Below are 20,161 nucleotides of genomic sequence, written 5' to 3' on the forward strand. Positions count from 1 at the left end.
ACCGGTCCACGGTCTCCCAAGGGGAAGCGTGGCAGGGCGTCCACCGCCTGTTCCAGCCGCAGCAGATGCAGCAGGTCTTCCGCGCCGTGGCCGAAGCGCTGGGCTGATGCCCGGTAGTGCCGGCCGCTGGCCGGCATCCCTGTGTGGCGGGATCAATGCGGTTGCCGGCCAGCGGCCGGCACTACCGTTCGGCAGTTTCCCAGGGGAAGCGTGGCAGGGCGCCCATCGCCTGTTCCAGCCGCTGCAGATGCAGCTGGTCTTCCGCGCAGCGGCCGAAGCGCAGGGCTGATGCCAGGTAGTGCCGGCCGCTGGCCGGCATCCCAGTGTGGTGGAATCAATGCGGTTGCCGGCCAGCGGCCGGCACTACCGCTCGGCAGTTTCCCAGGGGAAGCGTGGCAGCGCCTGCTCCAGCCGCTGCAGATGCAGCTGGTCTTCCGCGCCGTGGCCGAGGCGCTGGGCTGATGCCCCGGTAGTGCCGGCCGCTGGCCGGCATCCCAGTGTGGTGGAATCAATGCGGTTGCCGGCCAGCGGCCGGCACTACCGTTCGGCAGTTTCCCAGGGGAAGCGTGGCAGGGCGTCCACCGCCTGTTCCAGGCGCCGTGACCAGTTCTGGTGGATGTCCGCATACAACGTTGAATCCGCGCCGAGCCGCAGCTGCTGCCCGATGCGCAGTTCACCATCACGCAGCAGCGCCAGGTCGATCGGCAGGCCTACCGACAGATTGGAGCGAATGGTCGAATCCAGCGACACGATTGCCGTGCGCGCCGCGTCCTCCAGGCGTGTGGCCGGGCTGAGGATGCGGTCCAGGATGGGCTTGCCGTACTTGGACTCACCGATCTGAAGATAGGGCGTCTCCGGCGAAGCGGCGATGGCGTTGCCGAGCGGATAGATCATGTACAGCCCGGGCCGCTCGCCAGCGATCTGGCCACCGAAAATCAGCGTCGCCTGGGTGTTGACCCCGTCATGGCCGTGCTCGCTGTGGCTGCTGTGCACCTGGCTGTCCACCAGCAGCTGGCCGACGTACTCGGCAGCTTCGAACAGATGGGTCATGTCGCGCAGGTTGGGCGTGCGCCGTTCACCGGCGTCGCGCCCCAGGCGTGACACCAGCAGCTGGGTGGTGGCCAGGTTGCCAGCCGCCATCAGCACGTAGGCTGCCTGGCCGGGGTACTCGAACACGTGCAGCTTGCGGTGCACGCGCACATCGTCCAGCGAGGCATTGGTCCGGGTGTCGGCAGCGAAGACCAGGCCTTCGTCCACCTCGATTCCAACGCAATAGGTCATGTCGGTGCCCTATCATGTGCGTCCCGGATTGTAGGCAGGCCGCCGTGACGACGGCATGTCCACGCCCCCCAAGTGCCGTCACCTGAACCGCATGACCACCGTGCTCCTGAGCCTGGGCAGCAACGTCCAGCCCCGCCGCTACCTCCACGCCGCGGTGACGGCCCTGCGCGAGCGCTTTGGCGCACTGCAGGTGTCACCCGCCTACCGTACTGCCGCGGTCGGCTTCGATGGCCCGGCCTTCCTCAACAATGCGGTGGCGATCGAGACCGATCTGCCGCTGCAGGAACTGGACGACTGGCTGCATGCGCTGGAAGACGCGCACGGCCGCGATCGCAGCGGGCCGCGCTTCTCCGACCGGACCCTGGACATCGACGTGGTGTTCTACGGCGACCTGGTGGTGGAAGGCCCCGGCCACCTGCGCATTCCGCGCCCGGAACTGAAGCATGCCTTCGTGCTGAAGCCGCTGGCGGACATCGCGCCGGGCTTCATCGACCCGGTCAGCGGGCAGGACCTGGCCACGCTGTGGCGGGCGCACGCGCAGTTTGGCGAAGCGTTCGAGGTGGTGGACCTGGAATGATGGCGGTTGCCGGCCAGCGGCCGGCACTACCTCAACTGACCGTGCGCCCACCATCCACGCGCAGGGTGTGGCCGGTGACGAAGCTGGCTTCGGCCACCAGCCAGTAGACCGCTTCGGCGATCTCCTCGACCGTGCCGATCCGTGCCAGCGGCGTGCGAGCCAGCAACGCCTCGCGGGCGAAATCGTCCTTGCCCTGCTCCGGCCACAGGATCGCACCCGGGGCCACCGCATTCACACGCACCTTCGGTGCCAGCTCCAGCGCCAGCGCGCGGGTGGCCATCTCCAGCGCGGCCTTGGCCATGGTGTAGGCGATGTGGTCGCGCATCGGGTCGGTGCCGTGCAGGTCGGTCAAATTGACGATGCAGCCCTGCTGGCGGCGCAGGTAGGGCGCCGCCGCCTGTGACAGCAGCAGCGGCGCGCGCGCGTTGACCGCGTACAGCTCGTCCATTGCCTCGGCGGTGACCTGGCCGAGCGGGGTGGGGAAGAAGTTGGAGGCGTTGTTGACCAGCGCGTCCAGTCGGCCGAAGTGGGTGACCGCCTGTTCCACCAGGTCGGCCAGGGCGTCGGCGTCACGCAGGTCGGCCTGCAGGGCCAGCACGCTGCCCGGGCGCACGTTGTCAAAATCGAACGCGGCCTGCTGCAGCTCGGCGCTGGAGGTATTGGCGTGCAGCACCACCGACCAGCCACAGGCGTGGAACTGGCGGGCGATGGCCGCACCGATCCGGCGCGCGCTGCCGGTGATCAGGACCACGGGGTGGGTATCGCTCATCGAGGGTCCTCCAAGGCTCGGCTATCCTGTGCACCATTGTCACCGCATTCGAAGACGCCATGCAGCCCACCTTTCCCCTGCCCGAAGCCGATGCCCTGGCCCATAGCGACCAGCTGGCGGCCGCCCTGCGCGCCGAGATCCTTGCCCAGGGCGGGGCGATGCCGTTCTCGCGCTTCATGGAGCTCTGCCTGTATGCCCCCGGCTGGGGCTATTACAGCGCCGGCGCCAGCAAGTTCGGTGGCAGTGGCGACTTCACCACCGCGCCCGAGCTCGGCAGCCTGTTCGCCGGCAGCGTCGCCAATGCGCTGGCGCCCGTGTTCGCCCAGCTGGGTGCGCAGGCGCGCATGCTGGAACTGGGCGGCGGCACCGGCGCCTTCGCCGAGGCGGTGCTGCTGCGCCTGGCCGAGCTGGACGCGCTGCCGTCGCGCTACGCCATCCTGGAACCCAGCGCCGACCTGCGCGAGCGCCAGCAGCAGCGCCTGCAGCAGAACCTGCCGGCGGAGCTGGCCGCGCGGGTGGACTGGGTCGACCGCCCGTTCGAGGAGGACTGGGAAGGCGTGGTGTTCGCCAACGAGGTGATCGACGCGCTGCCGACCCCGCGCTTCCTGATCCGGGACGGCGAGGTCTACGAGGAAACCGTCGAGCTGGACGCCGAGGGCAACTTCATCCGTGGCGCGCAGCCGGCCGACATCCTGCTCAACGGTGCGGTGCGCCATATCGAGCGCTACCTGGAAAAGCCTTTCGCCGAAGGCTACCGTTCTGAAGTGCTGCCGCAGCTGCCGTACTGGCTGCAGGCGGTGGCCGGTGGCATGCAGCGTGGTGCGATGCTGTTCGTCGACTACGGCTACAGCCGCGGCGAGTTCTACCAGCACGACCGCGACGATGGCACCGTGCGTGCGTTCTACCGCCACCACGTGCACAACGACGTGCACCGCTGGCCGGGGTTGCAGGACATCACCGCGTCGGTGGATTTCACCGCGATGGCCGAGGCCGGCATGCACGGCGGATTCGAGCTGGCCGGCTACTGCAGCCAGGCCAGCTTCCTGCTCGGCAACGGCCTGGACCAGGTGCTGCTGCTGGCCGAGGAACGCACCGATGAGGTCGGCCGCATCCAGCTGCGCGACCAGGTGAAGAAGCTGACCCTGCCGACCGAGATGGGCGAGCGCTTCCAGGCCATCGGCCTGCAGCGTGGCGTCGACTTCGAACCGGCCTTCGAGCTGGGTGACCTGAGCTGGCGCCTGTGAGCGAGGTGTTGCCGGCGATCAAGCCGCTGCGGCGGCCGCGGTTGTGGGCCGGGCTGTGGGCGGCGGCAGTACTGCTGGTGATCGTGGTCTGCCTGATTCCACCGCCGCCGATTCCGTTGCCGGAAAACAGCGACAAGGGCGAGCACTTCCTCGCCTACTTCATCCTGGCCGGCAGCGCGGTGCAGCTGTTCCGTCGGGGCCGCCCGCTGCTGTGGGTGGGCGTGGGCCTGGTGTTGATGGGCATCGGCATCGAATTTGCCCAGGGTGCGCTGACCAGCAACCGCATGGCCGACCCGATGGATGCCATCGCCAACACGGTCGGTGTGCTCGCCGGCATGGCCACCGCACTGACCCCGCTGCGCGACCTGCTGCTGCGCTGGCGCGGGTAAAGGCGTGCCAACCCAGGTTGGCACCTACCCGTAGATCCACGCCATGCGTGGATGCTTTGCCCGAGGTGCCGGCCAAGGCCGGCACCCACCCGGACAGGCCTGCCGTCATTTCCCCAGGGTCATCTCATCCAGCACCCACATCGCCGGGCGCGTGTCGCCGGTGAAGTTGATGCACAGGTCACCGCTGCCCTGCGTGCCCTTCGGCAGCGTTGCCTTCAGCATCACGAAGCCATCGGCATCCGGCTTGGCCGGCAACGGCACTTCCGCCAACACCTTGCCGCTGCAGTCGCCACGACGCACCAGCATCTCACCGTGCGGCCGCTTGGCCTTCTCGAAGCGACGCTTGGATTCATCGTGGGCAAGCTGGAAGTAGTACGGAATACGCCCCGCGCGGACTTCCAGGCTGCCAATGCCGTCCAGCTGCGCCTGCGGCCAGCGCCAGCACGGCTGGAAGATGTCCACGTTGAACACCGCACGGTTGCCTTCGCGTGGGCCATCGTCTTCCAGGCGCAGCACCAGGCCCTTCTTGCCCACGCAGCTGAGCAGCTCATCGCTGCGGCGGCTGAGCAACGACTGTGCGGTGAACGCGGTGATGGTCGGCTTCGCCGCCAGCATCTGGCCCTGGTAGAACGCGGCGGCCTGCACGGTGGTCGGCAGCGTCGCGGTCAGCGGCTGCTGGTACAACGGCGATTGCGCGGTCACCGGCTGGCCATCGGTGCTGTAGCGCACTTCATAGCCCAGCGGGTTGGCCAGCGACACCGTCACCGTGTTGGCCGCGCGATTGTCGGTGTAGTCCACGCCCACTTCGAACGGGGTCTGCGCATAGGCCAGGCCCCAGGCACGGTAGCGCTGCAGCTGGGACGGCAGGCGCGCGAGGAAATCGCGGAAATCGCGATGTTCCGGCGTGCTCCAGCCGGTCTCGGCCACGGCGGCCAGGCGTGGGAACAGGTTGTGCTGCAGGCGTGCGTAGCTGCGCGTGTGCTCGGTGAACATGTTGGCCTGCAGGCCGAGGATGTGCCCGCGCTTGTCAGCGGCCAGCTCGGCCGGCACCGGCTCGAAGTTGTACAGCTTGCCGAGGTTGACCTGGGTCGGGCGGCCGGGCGGTTCGTTCGGCGAGGCCGTCTGCAGGTAATCCAGATAGAGGTAGCCGACCGGCGACATGATCACGTCATGGCCGGCGCTGGCCGCAGCCAGGCCGCCTTCGGTGCCCTGCCAGGACATCACCGTGGCCTGCGGCGGCAGCCCGCCTTCGAGGATCTCATCCCAGCCGATCAGGCGCCGGTCGTGCTCCTCCAGGAAGGTCTCCAGGCGCTTGATGATGTGGCTCTGCATGGCCATTTCATCCTTGATGCCCAGCGCACGCATGCGCTGCTGCACCTGCTTCGACGCTTCCCACTGGTCCTTCACCGCCTCGTCGCCACCGACGTGCACGTACTTGGCCGGGAACAGGTCGATCACTTCTTCCAGCACGTTCTCGAGGAAGGTGACGGTGCTGTCCTCAGTGTTGAACAGGTTGGGGAACACGCCCCATTCGCTGATCGGCTTCAACGGCGTATCGATGGTGCCCAGCTCCGGATACGCAGCAATCGCGGCAGTCGCGTGGCCCGGCACATCGATTTCCGGAATCACCTGGATATGCAGCTTCGCCGCATAGGCGATCACCTCGCGAATCTGGTCCTGCGTGTAGAAGCCGCAATACGGATGCTCCTTGCCAGTGACCGGATCGATGCCACCGTCGCCGGCCGGCAGGCGGCAGCTGCCCACGTCGGTCAGCTTCGGATAGCGCTTGATCTCCATGCGCCAACCCTGGTCATCGGTCAGGTGCCAGTGGAAGGTGTTGAGCTTGTGCGCGGCCATCGCATCGAGCACGCGCTTGATCTCGTCCAGGCTCTGGAAGTGACGTGCGGAATCGAGCATGAAACCGCGCCAGCTGAAGCGCGGCGCGTCCTGGATCTGCACCGCCGGCAGCACGCCATTGCTGCCGCCGGTGGCGAGCTGGGCGAGGGTGGTCGCGCCGTAGAACAGGCCGGTTTCGTTGCCGGCCTGGATCAGCACGCCCTGCGCGGTGCTCTCCAGCGTGTAGCTTTCGCCGCTGTCGCGGAAGGTGGGCACGATCTGGAAGCGGATGCTGCCCGACGTGCCTGCCGCCTTGCCCCTGGCTGGTGCAAGGCGCGGACCACCGCTGCGGGCCAGCAGATCGGCGAACTGGCTGGCGACGCGCTGCGCGGCTTCGCCTTCGGCCTGCAGCACGGTGTCGGCGCGGACGGTGATGCCGCTGCCCTGGCCGCGCTGCACGGTGGCCGGGGCAGGAATCAGCATCAGGTTGCCGGCGCGCAGCAGGGGGCCGGGTGCTTCAGTGGCGGGCGTGGGGTCGGCGGCAAGTGCCGGCAGTGCCGGCAACAGGGCGAGCAGGCTGCCCAGCAGCGCTGCGCTGCGCATCCGGGCGCGGGAAGGCTTGACCATCGGTACGACTCCTTGGATCGGTGCGATGAACGCTATACATGAAAAACGCCGGGCCCGGAATGACCCAGGCCCGGCGTGCGTGCACGACTCGGCGATGTTGCCGCCGCTGGATCAGTACTTGAAGCGGAAGTTGAGGTAGTACTGGCGACCGTTGCTGTAGAACGAGGTCGGGATGGCCGCGGTCTGGTAGTACTTGTAGGTCGGGTTGTTGAGGTTGAGCGCATCGAAGCTGATGCTCAGCCAGTCGGTGGCCTTGTAGCTCAGCGACGCCGACAGGGTGCCGAAGTCATCCTGGTAGTACGGGTTGGCGCCGGACAGGCCGATCAGGAACGACGAACGGCGGGTATAGCTGACGCGTGCACCGAAGGTATCGTTCTCGAAGTAGGCACCGACGTTGTAGGTGTTCTTCGAAGTACCCAGCAGGTTGTCGCTGCCATCGGCCCAGGTGTGGTCGGTGCTGCCATCGGCGTAGGTGTAGTTGGCATTGACACCGAAGTACTCGCCGATCGGCTGCTCATAGGCCACTTCGATACCGCGCACCTTGCCGTCGGCATTGCGCGGGCGGGAGATGTTGTATTCCTCGAGACGGTTGGTCAGCTCGCTGAACAGCATTTCCTTCTCGGTGCTGAAGGCGACGTAGTCCTTCAGGCGCATCGAGTAGGCACCGATCGACAACATGCCGCGCGGCATGAAATACCACTCCAGGTTGGCGTCGAAGTTGGTCGACACCACCGGCTTCAACTTCGGATTGCCGCCACCGCCGGTCCGGTTCAGGTCCGAACCGTACGACGAGGCACCCAGTGCCGAGAAGTCCGGCAGGGTCTGGGTCTGCGATGCGGCCACGCGCAGCACCAGGTCGTCACGCAGGTCGTACTTGAAGTTGGCGCTCGGCAGCACACGGTTGTGCTTGTTCTCGAAAGCTTCGCGGGTCCACGCGCCGAACAGGCTGCTCACGTCCGGCACGGTCGAGCCGGTGGCGGCGGCGTAGGTATCGATATCCTGCTTGATGTTGACGTAGCGCAGGCCGACGTTGCCGCTCCAGCGGTCGCCGCTGAAGTTGCCCTGTACGTAGGCAGCAAAGTTCTTCTCGGACACCTTCCACTCGGCGCCGTAGTTGTGGCGGCCGGTCGGGCCGTCATTGCCGGACAGCCAGGTGGAGTTGTTGGTCACTGCTTCCTTCAGTGCGCCCGGGGTGAAGTACCACAGGTCACGCGGGAAGCTGCCACCGATGCCGTTGGCGAAGCCACCGGGGAAGTTGGCGGTGGCGCCGTTCTTCAGCGCATTCCAGATCGCGCCCGGGGTTGCGCCTTCCGGCGACTTGGCCTCGCGCTTGTGGTCGCCGAAGCGGGCGCCGAAATCAATCGAGTTCAGTACGCCAGCGTCGGCGAAGTACTGGTTGAAATCGAGCGTGGCCCACTTTTCCTTGTCGATCGCGGTGACCTGCTGGTTGCCCCAGGTGCCGAAGTCGGTCACGCCGCTCGGGCCGATGTTGCCCCCGACGTTCCAGTCGATCGGCGAGCCGTTGCCGTGGGTTGCCCAGGTGGCGCCACCACCACGGGCCAGGTTGACTTCGGCGATGTACTGGCGCGGCGTTTCGCCGGTGCCCTTGGTGCTGCCAGCCTGGAATTTCATGCCCAGGTTGTCGCTGATCTGCCAGTCGGCATCGAAGGTGATGTAGTTGGTCTTGGCCTTCGACTCGCGGTAGATCATGTCGTACACCGCGTAGTCGCGGTCGGCCTGGCCGGCGAAGGTGGCGTTGGACAGTACGCCATCCTTGATGACGTAACCCGGATTCGGGGCCTGGCCCGGAATCAGGATCTTGTTGCCATTGGCATCTTCAACGGTGCGGTCATTGAGGATGCGGCCACCCCACAGCATGAAGTTGCGGTTGTAGTTGTTCGCCTTCAGTTCCGAGCTGAAGCCTTCCAGGCCCAGGGTCAGGTTGTCCATCGGCTTGAACTGCAGCGACACCAGGCCGCCCTTGCGCTCGCGGGTCTGTTCGAACAGGGTCGAGCCGAGCAGGCCCGGCGCGTATACACCGGCCAGGTCCGGGTTGGACTTGGCCACGGTGCCATTCGGATCGATCTGGAAGAAACCGCCCGGGATTTCCTGCGCTTCGCGGCGCAGCTCGCGCTTCTGGCTGAAGGCCTGCACCATCACGCCGAAGTTGCCTTCGTCGTTCTTGTAGTTGAACAGTGCCGACAGCTGCGGGTCGTTGGACTTGGCCTGGTCCGAACGCACCATGCCGATGGAGCCTTCCGCAGTGAGCTGCTTGGAGAATTCCAGCGGCTTGCGGGTGAGGATGTTGACGGTACCGGTGGTGCCGCCGTCCTGCAGCTTGGCCTGCGAGGACTTGTTCACTTCCACCGAGCGCACCAGTTCCGACGGCAGCAACGAGTAGCTCACGCTGCGGCCGACGTTGTTGCCCTGGCTGAGCACGAACCAGTCGGCGGTGCCGACGGTGTGGCCGTTGATCAGGGTCTGGGTCAGGCTCGGGCTGGTACCACGCAGGCTGACGCGGTCGGCTTCGTCGAAGCCGCCTTCGTCGGCGCTGGACGAGCTGATGTTCACGCCCGGCAGGCGCTGCAGGGTGTCGGCGACGTTGTGCGCGGGCAGCTTGCCCACGTCTTCGGCGGTGACCACTTCCACGCGCGCATTGGCTTCGCGCTTGGTGTCCAGCGATTTTTCCATCGACCCACGGATGCCGGTGACCTGCACGGTATCCAGGTCGGTGGCGGTCTGGGCGGCCTGCTGCGCATGTGCACTGAAGGCGATGCAGCTGACGATGGCGGCCGAAAGCAGGGTCTTGCGGGTGTTCATGATGTCTCTCCTCATCACTCGATTGGATGCCGGCGGCGGTGTTCGATTACGGTTGCGATGACATGCGCGGGGCGGCGGCGAAGTCCCGTGCGTTGGCGTGCCACGTACTGCGTGCTGCGATTGCGTTGAAGCCTGTTGCGGTGTCAGGCGGCCGACTGCTGCTGCAGGTACCAGCTGGCAGCGCCGACCACGCCCAGCTGGCCGTGCTCGACGACCTTCACCGGGATGCGTGCCAGCGCTTCGCCCATCGGCCCCTTCTGCAGGTAGCGTTCGACGAAGGTGCTGGCGTGCAGGTATTCGCGGATCTGCGGCAGGATGCCGCCGGCCAGGTAGACGCCACCATGGGCGCCGTAGAACAGCGCCATGTCGCCGATGGTGCTGCCGAGCAGGCCGCAGAACACATCCAGCGCTTGGCGCGCATGTGCATCGCTGTCGGCCATGGCCGCAGCGGTGACCGCGTCGGGGCTGGCCAGGGTCGGCGCCTGGCCCTGCAGTGCGCACACCGCGCGGTACAGGTTCATCAGGCCCGGGCCGGAGATCGCATGTTCGATCGACACATGCGCGCGGTCGCGCTGCATGTGGCGGACGATGGCCATTTCCAGTTCGGTGCTGGCGGCCAGGGTCGGTTGGCCGGCTTCGGTCGGGAGCACCACCGGGCCGTGCGCGGTGGGGATCCACAGCGCGGCGCCGAGGCCGGTACCGGGGCCGACCACCAGGGTCGGGCCGCGGGCGGCGGTTTCCGGTCCGCACAGGTGCAGCACGCCACTGGCGTCAACCTGCGCAGCGGCATAGGCCACGGCTTCGAAGTCGTTGACGATGAAGACCCGCTGCAGGCCGACGTCGGCTTCCACCTGGCGCGCCGACAGCGGCCACGGCAGGTTGGCGGTGATCACCGTGCCGTCCTCGCGGGCGTAGCCGGCACTGGCGACCACGCAGTGCGTGGGCCGCGGGCCTTCGCCGAGGAAGTCGGACAGGATCGCGCTGAGGCCTGCATGGTCGGCGTTGCGGTACTTGCGGTACTCCAGCACCTGCACCGGATGGGCGGCATCACCGCTGGCCTGGACCCGGGCCACACGCACATGGGTGCCACCGACGTCGGCGGCCAGGAACGAGGGCGCGATTCGGGACAGGACATGGGCCGGGGCGGGGTGGCTGGCGGTCACGCGGGCTCCTGCTGCAGGTGGGGCCGTCCCCAAGGCTCGAGGGCGGCGATTGGGGCGGAGTCTGTAACCGCGCTGACAACGATGTCAACGAGTTCGTGACACTTTCGTTGCTGCGTCGCAACGAATGCGGCGTGCAGTAAACGTTTACATGGCGTGAGCATGGGTTTCACGCTGGAGCCGTTGCTGCACGGGGCTCAAGGGCTGCGGCGCATTCAGCACGATCCGCTGCCATCGGGTTGCGCAGTGCAGCACGAGGTTCACGCGGCCTCGCGGGGAAGTTGACAAACCGCGGTTGTCCATCGAAAGAATGTGACAACGTTGTTCCCAGCCACTCTCCGACGCCGCGTTCTGCGGCCGTCGCCGCAGGAGCCCTTCCCGATGTCCGCCGTCTCCGCTGCAAGCGTGCGCCCGAACGTGGCCACCTCCATCGCCATCGTCGGCGTGCTGTTCTTCCTGATCGGCTTCTTCACCTGGCTCAACGGCCCGCTGATCACCTTCGTCAGGCTCGCCTTCGAACTCAGCGAGGTCGGCGCCTTCCTGGTGCTGATGGTGTTCTACCTGTCCTACTTCTTCCTGGCCCTGCCGTCATCGTGGATCCTGCGCCGCACCGGCATGAAGAAGGGCCTGAGCCTGAGCCTGCTGGTGATGGCCGGGGGCGCCGCGCTGTTCGGCGAATTCGCCACCCAGCGCTGGTATCCGGGCGCGCTCGGCGGCCTGTTCGTGATCGGCAGCGGCCTGGCCCTGCTGCAGACCGCGATCAACCCCTACATCTCCATCCTTGGGCCCATCGAGACGGCGGCACGCCGCATCGCGTTGATGGGCATCTGCAACAAGATCGCCGGCATGCTCGCGCCGGTGCTGATCGGTACCGTGGTGCTGCATGGCATCGGTGATCTGTCGGCCACGGTGGCCGCTGCCGATGAAGCGACCAAGGCGCAGCTGCTCAACGAATTCGCCGCCAAGATCCATGTGCCGTACCTGGCCATGGCCGGCCTGCTGGTGCTGCTGGCGGTGGCCGTGCTGTTCTCGCCGCTGCCGGAAATCAAGTCGTCCGAAGCCAATGCCACGCCGGTTGCGGCCGGTGCCGCCGAGCGTCGCAGCATCTTCCAGTTCCCGCATCTGTGGCTGGGCGTGCTGTGCCTGTTCGTCTACGTGGGCGTGGAGGTGATGGCCGGCGATGCCATCGGTACCTACGGCCACGGCTTCGACCTGCCGCTGGACCAGACCAAGATGTTCACCTCGCTTACCCTGGGCGCAATGCTGGTCGGTTACGTGGTCGGCCTGCTGCTGATCCCCAAGGTTGTCTCGCAGTCGCGCTACCTGACCATTTCGGCGGTGCTGGGCGTGGTGTTCTGTCTTGGCGCCTGGGCCACCCACGGCTACGTGTCGGTGGCTTTCGTGGCCCTGCTGGGTTTTGCCAACGCCATGATGTGGCCGGCGATCTTCCCGCTGGCGATCCGTGGCCTGGGCCGCTTCACCGAGACCGGTTCGGCGCTGCTGGTGATGGGCATTGCCGGTGGCGCGATCATTCCGCAGCTGTTCGCCGTGCTCAAGCAGCACATCGACTTCCAGCTGGTGTTCGTGCTGCTGATGGTGCCCTGCTACCTGTACATCCTGTTCTATTCGGTGGTCGGGCATCGCGCCGGCCTGCCGCAGGACAAGGCCTGATCGGCGATGATGGACGGCAGCCAACCCCAGGGAAAACCCATGCGCAGAGCGACCATCAAGGACGTTGCGGAGAAGGCCAAGGTCTCGCTGAAGACGGTCTCGCGGGTGATCAACAACGAGCCCTCGGTGATGCAGGCCACCCGTGCGCGGGTGCTGCGTGCCATCGCCGAACTCGATTACGAGCCCGATCCGTCCGCGCGCAACCTGCGCAGCGGCACCACCTTCGTGATCGGGCTGGTCTACGACAACCCGAACCCGTACCACATCATCGGTGTGCAGAACGGCGTGCTGGCCGCATGCCGCGAGACCGGTTTCGGCCTGCAGATCCATCCCTGCGACTCCAGCTCGCCGCTGTTGGCCGATGAGCTGGCCGACTGGGTGCAGCGTTCGCGGCTGGCCGGGCTGGTGCTGACCGCACCGATGTCCGAGCGCCGCGACCTGATCCAGGCGCTGACCGCGCGCGGCATCAAGCTGGTGCGCATCATCGCTGCCACCGAAGACCCGGCCGATGGCGCCTGCGTATTCGTCGACGATCGCGAAGCGGCCTATGAGATCACCGAGCACCTGATCCAGCTGGGTCACCAGCGCATCGGCTTCCTCTGGGGCGGCATCTCGCACCGCTCCTCTGGCGAACGCTATGCCGGTTACGAAGCCGCGCTGAAGGACTACGGCATGACCGTGGACAAGCATCTGGTGGTGCAGGGCGACTACACCTTCGATGACGGTTTCCGCGGTGCGCGCCGCCTGCTGGCGCTGCGCGAGCCACCTACCGCCATCTTCGGTTCCAACGACGAAATCGCCGCCGGCGTACTGGCCGCCGCCAAGTCGGCCGGCATGAACGTGCCCTACGACCTGTCCATTGCCGGGTTCGAGGACAGCCCGTTCTCGCGCCAGTCGTGGCCGCCGCTGACCACCGCCAAGCAGGCCACCGAGGACATCGCCCGCCACGCCGCGCGCCTGCTGATCGCGCAACTGCGCAGCGATGCCTACGACGATGCGCCGGCGCCGCTGCACAACCAGGGCTTCGTGCCGCAGCTGGTGGTGCGTGGTTCGACCGCGCCGATGCGCCCCGCCGGCGCACGCCCCCTTCCTTCCGATCCTGCCTGAGCCTGCCATGTCGCTGTCAGACCCCACGTCCACCCTGATGTTCGCCGAGGCCGCTGAAGCGGCCGACGTGGTCGCGCGCCAGTTCTCGCGCAACCACGCCACCATGGAAACCCTGGCCGCCAGCCTGCGTGCTGAACCGCCGCCGTTCGTGGTCACCTGTGCACGCGGCAGCTCCGACCACGCCGCCACCTATGGCAAGTATCTGCTGGAAACCCAGCTGGGCCTGGTGGTCGCGTCGGCCTCGCCATCGGTGGGGTCGGTCTACGCCGCACCATTGCAGCTGCGCGGCGCACTGTTCATCGTCATCTCGCAGTCGGGCAAGAGCCCGGACCTGCTGCGCAACGCCGAGGCCGCCAAGGCGGCCGGTGCGCGCGTGATCGCGCTGGTCAACGTCGAGGATTCACCGCTGGCGCAGCTGGCCGATACGGTCATTCCGCTCCACGCGGGTGCCGAAAAGAGCGTGGCGGCGACCAAGAGCTACCTGGCGTCGCTGGCCGCGCTGCTGCAGCTGGCCGCGTACTGGAAGCAGGACAGCAGCCTGCGCGCTGCGCTGGACCTGCTGCCCGACGCGTTGCGTGAGGCGTGGCAGTGCGACTGGAGCGCGGTGACCGAAGGCCTGGTCGAGGCCACCAACCTGTTCGTGCTCGGCCGTGGCCTGGGCCTGGGGGCGGCGCAGGAAGCGGCGCTGAAGTTCAAGGAAACCTGCAGCCTGCATGCCGAAGCCTACAGCTCGGCTGAAGTGAAGCACGGCCCGATGGCGCTGGTCGACCGCGGCTTCCCGGTGCTGGCCTTTGCCCAGCCGGATGAAACCGGCGCCGGCACCCGTGCCGTCGTCGAGGAATTCACCGCGCGTGGCGCACAGGTATGGATGGCCGGTGCTGGCGGCAACCTGCCGGTGGCTGCTGCGCCGCACCCGCTGTGCGCACCGCTGCTGACCGTGCAGAGCTTCTACCGCGCGATCAATGCGCTGGCGCTGCGTCGTGGCTTCAACCCGGACCTGCCGCCGCACCTGAACAAGGTGACGGAGACCGTGTAATGGCGACCGTCCTGCGCAATGCCCGCATCCTGGCGGGCGACGACTTCCGTGATGATCTGGCGCTGGTAATCGAGAACGGTCGCATCAGCGCGCTGTTGCCCGACGCCGCACCGCAGCTCGGCCATGCCGCCGAGCAGGTGGACCTGGGTGGCGGCTGGCTGCTGCCCGGCTTCATCGATGTGCAGGTCAATGGTGGCGGTGGTGCACTGTTCAACAACACGCCGGACGTGGCGGCACTGCGCACCATCGCGCAGGCGCACCGCCGTTTCGGCACCACGGCGATGCTGCCGACCCTGATCAGTGATGACGTGGCAGTGATGCGCGAAGCGATCGCTGCGATGCGCGAGGCGATCACGCAGGGTGTACCAGGCGTGATCGGCATCCACCTGGAAGGCCCGTACATCGCACCGGCGCGCAAGGGCACGCACGATGCCAGCAAGTTCCGCGTGCCGGACGAGGGAGAAATCGCGCTGGCGGCATCGCTGGACAACGGTGTGACCGTGCTGACGCTGGCGCCGGAGCGCGTGCCGCTGGAGACCATCCGTGCGCTGGTCGAGCGTGGCGTGATCGTTGCCGCCGGGCACACCGCAGGTACCTACGAAGAGATCCGTGCCGGCCTGGATGCCGGTGTGCGTGGCTTCACCCACCTGTACAACGCGATGTCGCCGCTGCAGGGCCGTGAGCCCGGTGCGGTGGGCGCCGCATTGGAGGACCGCGACAGCTGGATCGGCATCATCGTTGATGGCGTTCACGTGCACCCCGCCAGCCTGCGCGTGGCGCTGGCGGCCAAGCCGCGAGGCCGCCTGCTGCTGGTGACCGATGCGATGCCGCCGGTCGGTGCCGACGATCCCAGCTACGTGCTGTACGGCGAAACCATTACCGCCGTCGACGGCGTGGTGCGCAATGCTGCCGGTTCGCTGGCCGGCTCGGCGCTGGACATGGCCACCGCGGTGCGCAACACCGTGCAGCTGCTTGGCCAGCCGCTGGCCGAAGCGGCGCGCATGGCATCGACGTACCCAGCGCAGTTCCTCAATGTCGATGATCGCCTGGGCCACATCGCCGAGGGCTACCAGGCCGACCTGGTGCTGCTGGACGACGCCCTGCAGGTGCGGGGCACCTGGATTGCCGGGCAGTACGAGGCCGCCTGATGAACAGTTCGCCGCCACGCCGGCTGGGCTCGATCGATGCCCTGCGCGGCATCACCGTGGCGGCGATGCTGCTGGTCAATAACCCGGGTGACTGGAGTGCGGTGTTTGCGCCGCTGCGTCACTCGGAATGGCATGGCTGCACGCCCACCGACCTGGTGTTCCCGTTCTTCCTGTTCCTGGTGGGCGTGTCGATGGCCTTCAGCGTGGCACCGCGCGCGCAGGATGCGGCGGCGCGACCCGCGTTGGCGCGCGGCGTGCTGGAGCGCGCGCTGCGCATCCTGGTGGCCGGTGCGCTGCTGCACCTGCTGATCTGGTGGGCACTGGATACGCATCACTTCCGCATCTGGGGCGTGCTGCAACGCATCGCGGTGTGTGCGGCGTTGGTGGGCGTACTGGCGGTCTACGTGCGACCACGCGTGCAGGTGGGCGCTTTGATCGCGCTGCTGGTGGGGTACACCGTGTTGCTGCTGGGCATCGGCGACCTGGCGCCGTGGACCAACCCGGCCAGCCGCCTGGATACCGCGCTGTTCGCACCGTGGATCTACCAGTGGCATGCCGATACCGGACTGGGCCATGACCCGGAAGGATTGCTGAGCACGCTGGGGGCGCTGGCCAGTACCGTGCTCGGCCTGCTTGCCGGTGGCCTGCTGCGCAACGGGCGTTCGGCGGCATTGGCAGGGCTGGGCATGGCGACCGCTGTGCTGGGCCTGCTGCTGGCCGTGGTTCTGCCGTTGAACAAGCAGCTGTGGACGCCCAGCTACGTGCTGTGGACCGGCGGCCTGGCCGCGCTGGCGCTGTGGCTGGGCCACGTGCTGATCGACCAGAAGGGTTGGCCGGCACTCGGCCGGCGCTTCGGGGTCAATGCGATCACCGCGTACCTGGGGGCATCGGTGATGTCGGTGGTGCTGATGGCCACCGGGATCTGGGGGTGGATCTGGCAGCAGCTGGCCACCGCGATGCCGCAGGCGCTGGAGCTGGCGTCGATGCTGCAGGCGCTGGTGTTCGTCGCACTGTGGTGGGGCGTGGCGTGGTGGCTGGATAAGCGGAAGATCTACCTGAAGATCTGACCCCATCCGCCAACGGCATCCAGGCATGACGTAGATTTACCAGGTGCCATGAGCGAATCGATTGGCGATCCAGGATCAGTAGATCCACGCCATGCATGGATGCTTTGCGCGTGATTCCGGATGCCGGAAAAAATGAACGATTTCAGCCACATCACATCGGCGTGAGGGCTGGGCGATTTCACATCTGAACTGTGATTTCCCGCACGCAAGTTCACCTATCGAAATGGTTCACCACACGGCAGACTGCAAGCGCCGTGCCGCACATACGCAGTTCCTGATTGCCCGCCCAGGAGTGCCCCATGTACCGTGCCGTTCCGCGTGCGTTCCGTCCGCGCCGCCTTGCTGTTTCCGTGTTGCAGGCCCTCGCCGTTCCCTCCCTGCTTCTGACGACCGCCAGCGTTGCCTGGGCCGGCTGCAACAGCCCGGCACCGACTGCCGGCCAGACGGTCACCTGTGATACCAACGCGCCGAATCCGCAGACCACTCCCGTTACCGCAAATGGTGCGGCCGGCATCACCGTCAATGTCGCCGCCGGTGCACAGCTGCAGCAGAGTGGTGGTGGATCGGCCATCGCGCTGGTCGGCGCCGGTGGTCACCTGCTGTCAAACCAGGGCGCGATCAGTTCGGTCGGCGGTGTAACCGTGCAGCTTGGGGGTGGCAGCCGCGTCGACAACACCGGCAGCATCAGCACCGGCAACAACACCGCCCTGCAGTTCGTCGGTGCGGGCGACAGCGTGCTGGTCAATCGAGGAACGATCAGCGGGCGCACCGGCGTACAGTTCGATGCGGGCAATGATCGCCTCGAGATGCAGAGCGGCAGCATCAGCGGCGGCATCCTGCAGGGCGATGGAAACGATGTGCTGCTGCTCAGCGATGGCACGATCGACAGCGTCGACCAGGGCGGCGGCGATGACCAGATGACCGTCACCGGCGGCGCCGTCACCGGCGTGGTGGCGCAGGGCAGTGGCCGCGATGATTTCATCATGAGTGGCGGCACGATAGGCGCGCTGCAGCAGGGCGACAACATCGATACCTTCCGCATGAGCGGTGGCCGCATCATCGGCGCGTTCGAAGATGGCGACCAGGCCTGGATGACCGCTGGCCGCATCGGCCGCGTCAACATGAAGCTGGACAAGAACCTGTGGGACCAGTCTGGCGGTACGGTGGACGGCAACGTGGTGACCGGCTTCGACACCGATACCATCATCATCTCGGGCACGGCCTACATCGGCGGCAACATCAGTGTCAGTGGCGGCAACGACAGCGTGACCATCACCGATGGCACCGTGCGCGGGCAGGTGCTGCTCAGTACCGGCAGCGACACCTTCAACTGGAGTGGCGGTGGCATCGTCTACGGCGCGATCGACATGGGGCCGGACAACGATGTGGCCAACCTCAGCAGCCTCAACCAGGGCAACCTCGGTGCGGTGCCGCTGTTCGACGGCGGCAGTGGCATCGACCAGCTCAACTTCAACAACGTCAAGACCACGGGCGTGGGCCGCTTCCAGAACTGGGAGGCGATCAGCCTGGCCAACAGCACCGAGCTGACCTTTGATGGCGATCTGGTGCTGGGCGACAGCGGAACCGGCACCGGCACGCTCACGGTGGATGACACCAGCACCGTCTACGCGGGCAGTGGCAGCCATGCCGTCCGTCCGTTCAACAGTGGTGGACTGGTGGAGATGGTCAATGCCGGGCGCATCGACCTGACCGGTACTGGCGCCGGCGACGTGTTCACCGTGCGTGGCAACTACCGCGGTGACGGTGGTGGTCTGTACCTGCGCACCGTTCTGGGGGCGGATAATTCAACCAGCGACCGCCTGGTGATCGATGGTGGTGCCGTCACCGGCACGACCGGCATCGGCGTGCTCAATGCCGGCGGCAGCGGCGCTGCCACGTTGGCCGATGGCATCCTGGTGGTGCAGGCCTTGAATGGTGGCCGCACCGCGCCGGGTGCGTTCTCGCTGTTCGCGCCGGTGGCGGCCGGCGCCTACGAGTACTTCCTGTTCAAGGGTGGTGTCAGTGCCGGTACCAGCGAGAACTGGTACCTGCGCTCGACCCTGGTGGCCGGCCCGGCACCAGCGCCAAACGGAAGCGGTATCAATGGCGTGCCGCCGCCGCCGACGCCACCCGTCGCACCACCGCCACCGATCACCCCGGCACCGCCGCCGCCGCCCGAAGGCGCCACCGATCCAGACCTGACTGCCGGCGAGACCGCGCCGCCGCCGCCGCCGCCGGAACCGGCACCTGTGGCGCCGCCCAGTGATCCCGCGGTGCCGGACGTGCCGATGGCCGGCGGTGCGCTGCCCGGAACCGGTACGCCGCCGACGCCGGGCGCACGCCCCGCCGAAGGCGCGGTGGTGCCGCTGTACCGCGTGGAGACTGCTGCCTATGCCGTGGTGCCGCCGCTGCTGCGCGAGACCTCGCTGGCCAGCCTGGGTACCTTCCACGAGCGGCAGGGCGAGCAGCGCCTGCTGTACAGCCAGGGTGCGTTCCGCACCGCCTGGGGCCGTCTGGTGGGGCAGAGCAGCGAGATCCATTGGGAGGGCGATGCGCAGCCCGGCTTCGATGGCGACGTGATTGGCCTGCAGGCCGGCATCGACGTGTGGGCTGCTGCTTCTGACAACCACCGCAACCAGATCGGCGTGTTCGTCGGCCGCACCCGCGCGCAGGGCAAGACCACCGGCCTGGCACTGGGCTGGGAGAACGTGCAGGTAGGCCAGAACCGCCTGGACGACAAGCACGTGGGCCTGTACTGGACCTTCACCGACAGCAGTGGCGGCTACATCGACGCCGTGGCGATGCAGAGCCGCTACGACGGCCGCGTGCGTTCCTCGCGCGGGCTCGGCTTCGGGATCAAGGGTGATGGCACCAGCGTGTCGGTGGAGGCGGGCAAACCGCTGCTGCACTTCGGTCAGTCCGCATGGTGGCTGGAACCGCAGGTGCAGGTGATCTGGCAACGCACCTCGCTGGACGACCGCCGCGATGCGGTGTCGAGCGTACGCTTCGACAACGACAACGCCTGGACCGGCCGCGTCGGCCTGCGCCTTGCCGGCGACTATCAGCTGGCCGACAACGGCTGGCAGCCGTACTTCAAGCTCAACTACTGGCACGGCCGTTCCGGCGAAGACCGTATCCGCTTCGACGATGACGTGATCTTCAATTCGCAGCGCTCGCGTGCACTCGAAGCCGGTGTCGGCGCGGTAGGGCGCTTCAACCGCACCATCAGCGCGTACGCGGTGGCCGACTACACCCGTGAACTGGGTGGCGACCGCAACGAGAAGCGCCGCATCATCGAAGGCAACATCGGCCTGCGCGCGGACTGGTAGCGCGCGGTACGGGTGTCATGACCCGCTCTGGTGGGTGTCGGCCTTGGTCGACACAGGGCCAATCGACGCCATGATCCGCTCTGGTGGGTGCCGACCTTGG

General features: G+C 67.2%; 14 protein-coding genes. 9 read left to right on the plus strand and 5 right to left on the minus strand.

The genetic code is table 11. From position 1 onward, the window contains the following. Positions 1-537 precede the first annotated feature (537 nt). Positions 538-1,281 (minus strand): proteasome-type protease, encoded by a 744-nt coding sequence (locus AC5P5S_RS04155; protein ID WP_012481280.1) that lies wholly within the window; start codon positions 1,279-1,281, stop codon positions 538-540. A gap of 91 nt (positions 1,282-1,372) precedes the next feature. Here AC5P5S_RS04155 and folK point away from each other — a divergent pair, with 91 nt between their 5' ends. Continuing rightward, complete coding sequence (gene folK, locus AC5P5S_RS04160; RefSeq protein WP_012481279.1) at positions 1,373-1,858, plus strand: 2-amino-4-hydroxy-6-hydroxymethyldihydropteridine diphosphokinase; 486 nt, start codon at positions 1,373-1,375, stop codon at positions 1,856-1,858. 31 nt (positions 1,859-1,889) lie between these two features. Here folK and AC5P5S_RS04165 read toward each other — a convergent pair whose 3' ends face one another. Then, positions 1,890-2,627 carry a pteridine reductase gene (locus tag AC5P5S_RS04165; protein ID WP_005411052.1) on the minus strand — a complete coding sequence of 246 codons (738 nt, stop codon included), beginning with the start codon at positions 2,625-2,627 and terminating at the stop codon, positions 1,890-1,892. Positions 2,628-2,686: 59 nt separating this feature from the next. Here AC5P5S_RS04165 and AC5P5S_RS04170 point away from each other — a divergent pair, with 59 nt between their 5' ends. Together AC5P5S_RS04170 and AC5P5S_RS04175 are read left to right on the plus strand one after the other, a co-directional pair. Continuing rightward, positions 2,687-3,871 carry a class I SAM-dependent methyltransferase gene (locus tag AC5P5S_RS04170; RefSeq protein WP_062605625.1) on the plus strand — a complete coding sequence of 395 codons (1,185 nt, stop codon included), beginning with the start codon at positions 2,687-2,689 and terminating at the stop codon, positions 3,869-3,871. Continuing rightward, positions 3,868-4,260 (plus strand): VanZ family protein, encoded by a 393-nt coding sequence (locus AC5P5S_RS04175; RefSeq protein WP_049402429.1) that lies wholly within the window; start codon positions 3,868-3,870, stop codon positions 4,258-4,260. The genes AC5P5S_RS04170 and AC5P5S_RS04175 overlap by 4 nt, the downstream gene beginning before the upstream one ends. A gap of 105 nt (positions 4,261-4,365) precedes the next feature. On the opposite strand, the gene AC5P5S_RS04180 is transcribed toward AC5P5S_RS04175, so the two are convergent. The 3 genes from AC5P5S_RS04180 to AC5P5S_RS04190 form a co-directional block, all read right to left on the minus strand. Then, a complete protein-coding gene (locus AC5P5S_RS04180) occupies positions 4,366-6,723 on the minus strand; it encodes a beta-N-acetylhexosaminidase (protein WP_062605627.1) in 2,358 nt (785 codons plus the stop codon). A 111-nt stretch (positions 6,724-6,834) separates the two neighbouring features. Continuing rightward, positions 6,835-9,543, minus strand: coding sequence for a TonB-dependent receptor (locus AC5P5S_RS04185; RefSeq protein WP_005411048.1), 2,709 nt, complete (start codon positions 9,541-9,543; stop codon positions 6,835-6,837). A 143-nt stretch (positions 9,544-9,686) separates the two neighbouring features. Next, entirely contained in the window at positions 9,687-10,706 is a 1,020-nt protein-coding gene (locus AC5P5S_RS04190; protein ID WP_024957032.1) for a glucokinase family protein, read from the minus strand. Positions 10,707-11,084: 378 nt separating this feature from the next. Between AC5P5S_RS04190 and AC5P5S_RS04195 the strand changes: the two genes are divergently transcribed. The 6 genes from AC5P5S_RS04195 to AC5P5S_RS04220 all read left to right on the plus strand — a co-directional run bounded on the left by AC5P5S_RS04195 (position 11,085) and on the right by AC5P5S_RS04220 (position 20,061). Continuing rightward, a complete protein-coding gene (locus AC5P5S_RS04195) occupies positions 11,085-12,374 on the plus strand; it encodes a sugar MFS transporter (RefSeq protein WP_062605629.1) in 1,290 nt (429 codons plus the stop codon). A gap of 39 nt (positions 12,375-12,413) precedes the next feature. Continuing rightward, entirely contained in the window at positions 12,414-13,481 is a 1,068-nt protein-coding gene (locus AC5P5S_RS04200; protein ID WP_006391719.1) for a LacI family DNA-binding transcriptional regulator, read from the plus strand. 7 nt (positions 13,482-13,488) lie between these two features. Continuing rightward, a complete protein-coding gene (locus AC5P5S_RS04205) occupies positions 13,489-14,517 on the plus strand; it encodes an SIS domain-containing protein (protein ID WP_049450606.1) in 1,029 nt (342 codons plus the stop codon). Then, positions 14,517-15,665, plus strand: a complete 1,149-nt coding sequence (nagA, locus tag AC5P5S_RS04210; RefSeq protein WP_062605631.1) for an N-acetylglucosamine-6-phosphate deacetylase — start codon at positions 14,517-14,519, stop codon at positions 15,663-15,665. The genes AC5P5S_RS04205 and nagA overlap by 1 nt, the downstream gene beginning before the upstream one ends. After that, positions 15,665-16,732 (plus strand): acyltransferase family protein, encoded by a 1,068-nt coding sequence (locus tag AC5P5S_RS04215; RefSeq protein ID WP_062605633.1) that lies wholly within the window; start codon positions 15,665-15,667, stop codon positions 16,730-16,732. The genes nagA and AC5P5S_RS04215 overlap by 1 nt, the downstream gene beginning before the upstream one ends. A gap of 299 nt (positions 16,733-17,031) precedes the next feature. Beyond that, entirely contained in the window at positions 17,032-20,061 is a 3,030-nt protein-coding gene (locus AC5P5S_RS04220; protein WP_062605635.1) for an autotransporter family protein, read from the plus strand. Positions 20,062-20,161 lie beyond the last annotated feature (100 nt).

The sequence above is a fragment of the Stenotrophomonas sp. YJH_SMC_54 genome, from assembly GCF_059368435.1.

What these genes read in the sequence shown, in the direction of transcription:
- AC5P5S_RS04155 (WP_012481280.1), bottom strand. Translation starts at nt 1,281, where the DNA reads ATGACCTATTGCGTTGGAATCGAGGTGGACGAAGGCCTGGTCTTCGCT.
- folK (WP_012481279.1), top strand. Translation starts at nt 1,373, where the DNA reads ATGACCACCGTGCTCCTGAGCCTGGGCAGCAACGTCCAGCCCCGCCGC.
- AC5P5S_RS04165 (WP_005411052.1), bottom strand. Translation starts at nt 2,627, where the DNA reads ATGAGCGATACCCACCCCGTGGTCCTGATCACCGGCAGCGCGCGCCGG.
- AC5P5S_RS04170 (WP_062605625.1), top strand. Translation starts at nt 2,687, where the DNA reads ATGCAGCCCACCTTTCCCCTGCCCGAAGCCGATGCCCTGGCCCATAGC.
- AC5P5S_RS04180 (WP_062605627.1), bottom strand. Translation starts at nt 6,723, where the DNA reads ATGGTCAAGCCTTCCCGCGCCCGGATGCGCAGCGCAGCGCTGCTGGGC.
- AC5P5S_RS04185 (WP_005411048.1), bottom strand. Translation starts at nt 9,543, where the DNA reads ATGAACACCCGCAAGACCCTGCTTTCGGCCGCCATCGTCAGCTGCATC.
- AC5P5S_RS04195 (WP_062605629.1), top strand. Translation starts at nt 11,085, where the DNA reads ATGTCCGCCGTCTCCGCTGCAAGCGTGCGCCCGAACGTGGCCACCTCC.
- AC5P5S_RS04200 (WP_006391719.1), top strand. Translation starts at nt 12,414, where the DNA reads ATGCGCAGAGCGACCATCAAGGACGTTGCGGAGAAGGCCAAGGTCTCG.
- AC5P5S_RS04205 (WP_049450606.1), top strand. Translation starts at nt 13,489, where the DNA reads ATGTCGCTGTCAGACCCCACGTCCACCCTGATGTTCGCCGAGGCCGCT.
- nagA (WP_062605631.1), top strand. Translation starts at nt 14,517, where the DNA reads ATGGCGACCGTCCTGCGCAATGCCCGCATCCTGGCGGGCGACGACTTC.
- AC5P5S_RS04215 (WP_062605633.1), top strand. Translation starts at nt 15,665, where the DNA reads ATGAACAGTTCGCCGCCACGCCGGCTGGGCTCGATCGATGCCCTGCGC.
- AC5P5S_RS04220 (WP_062605635.1), top strand. Translation starts at nt 17,032, where the DNA reads ATGTACCGTGCCGTTCCGCGTGCGTTCCGTCCGCGCCGCCTTGCTGTT.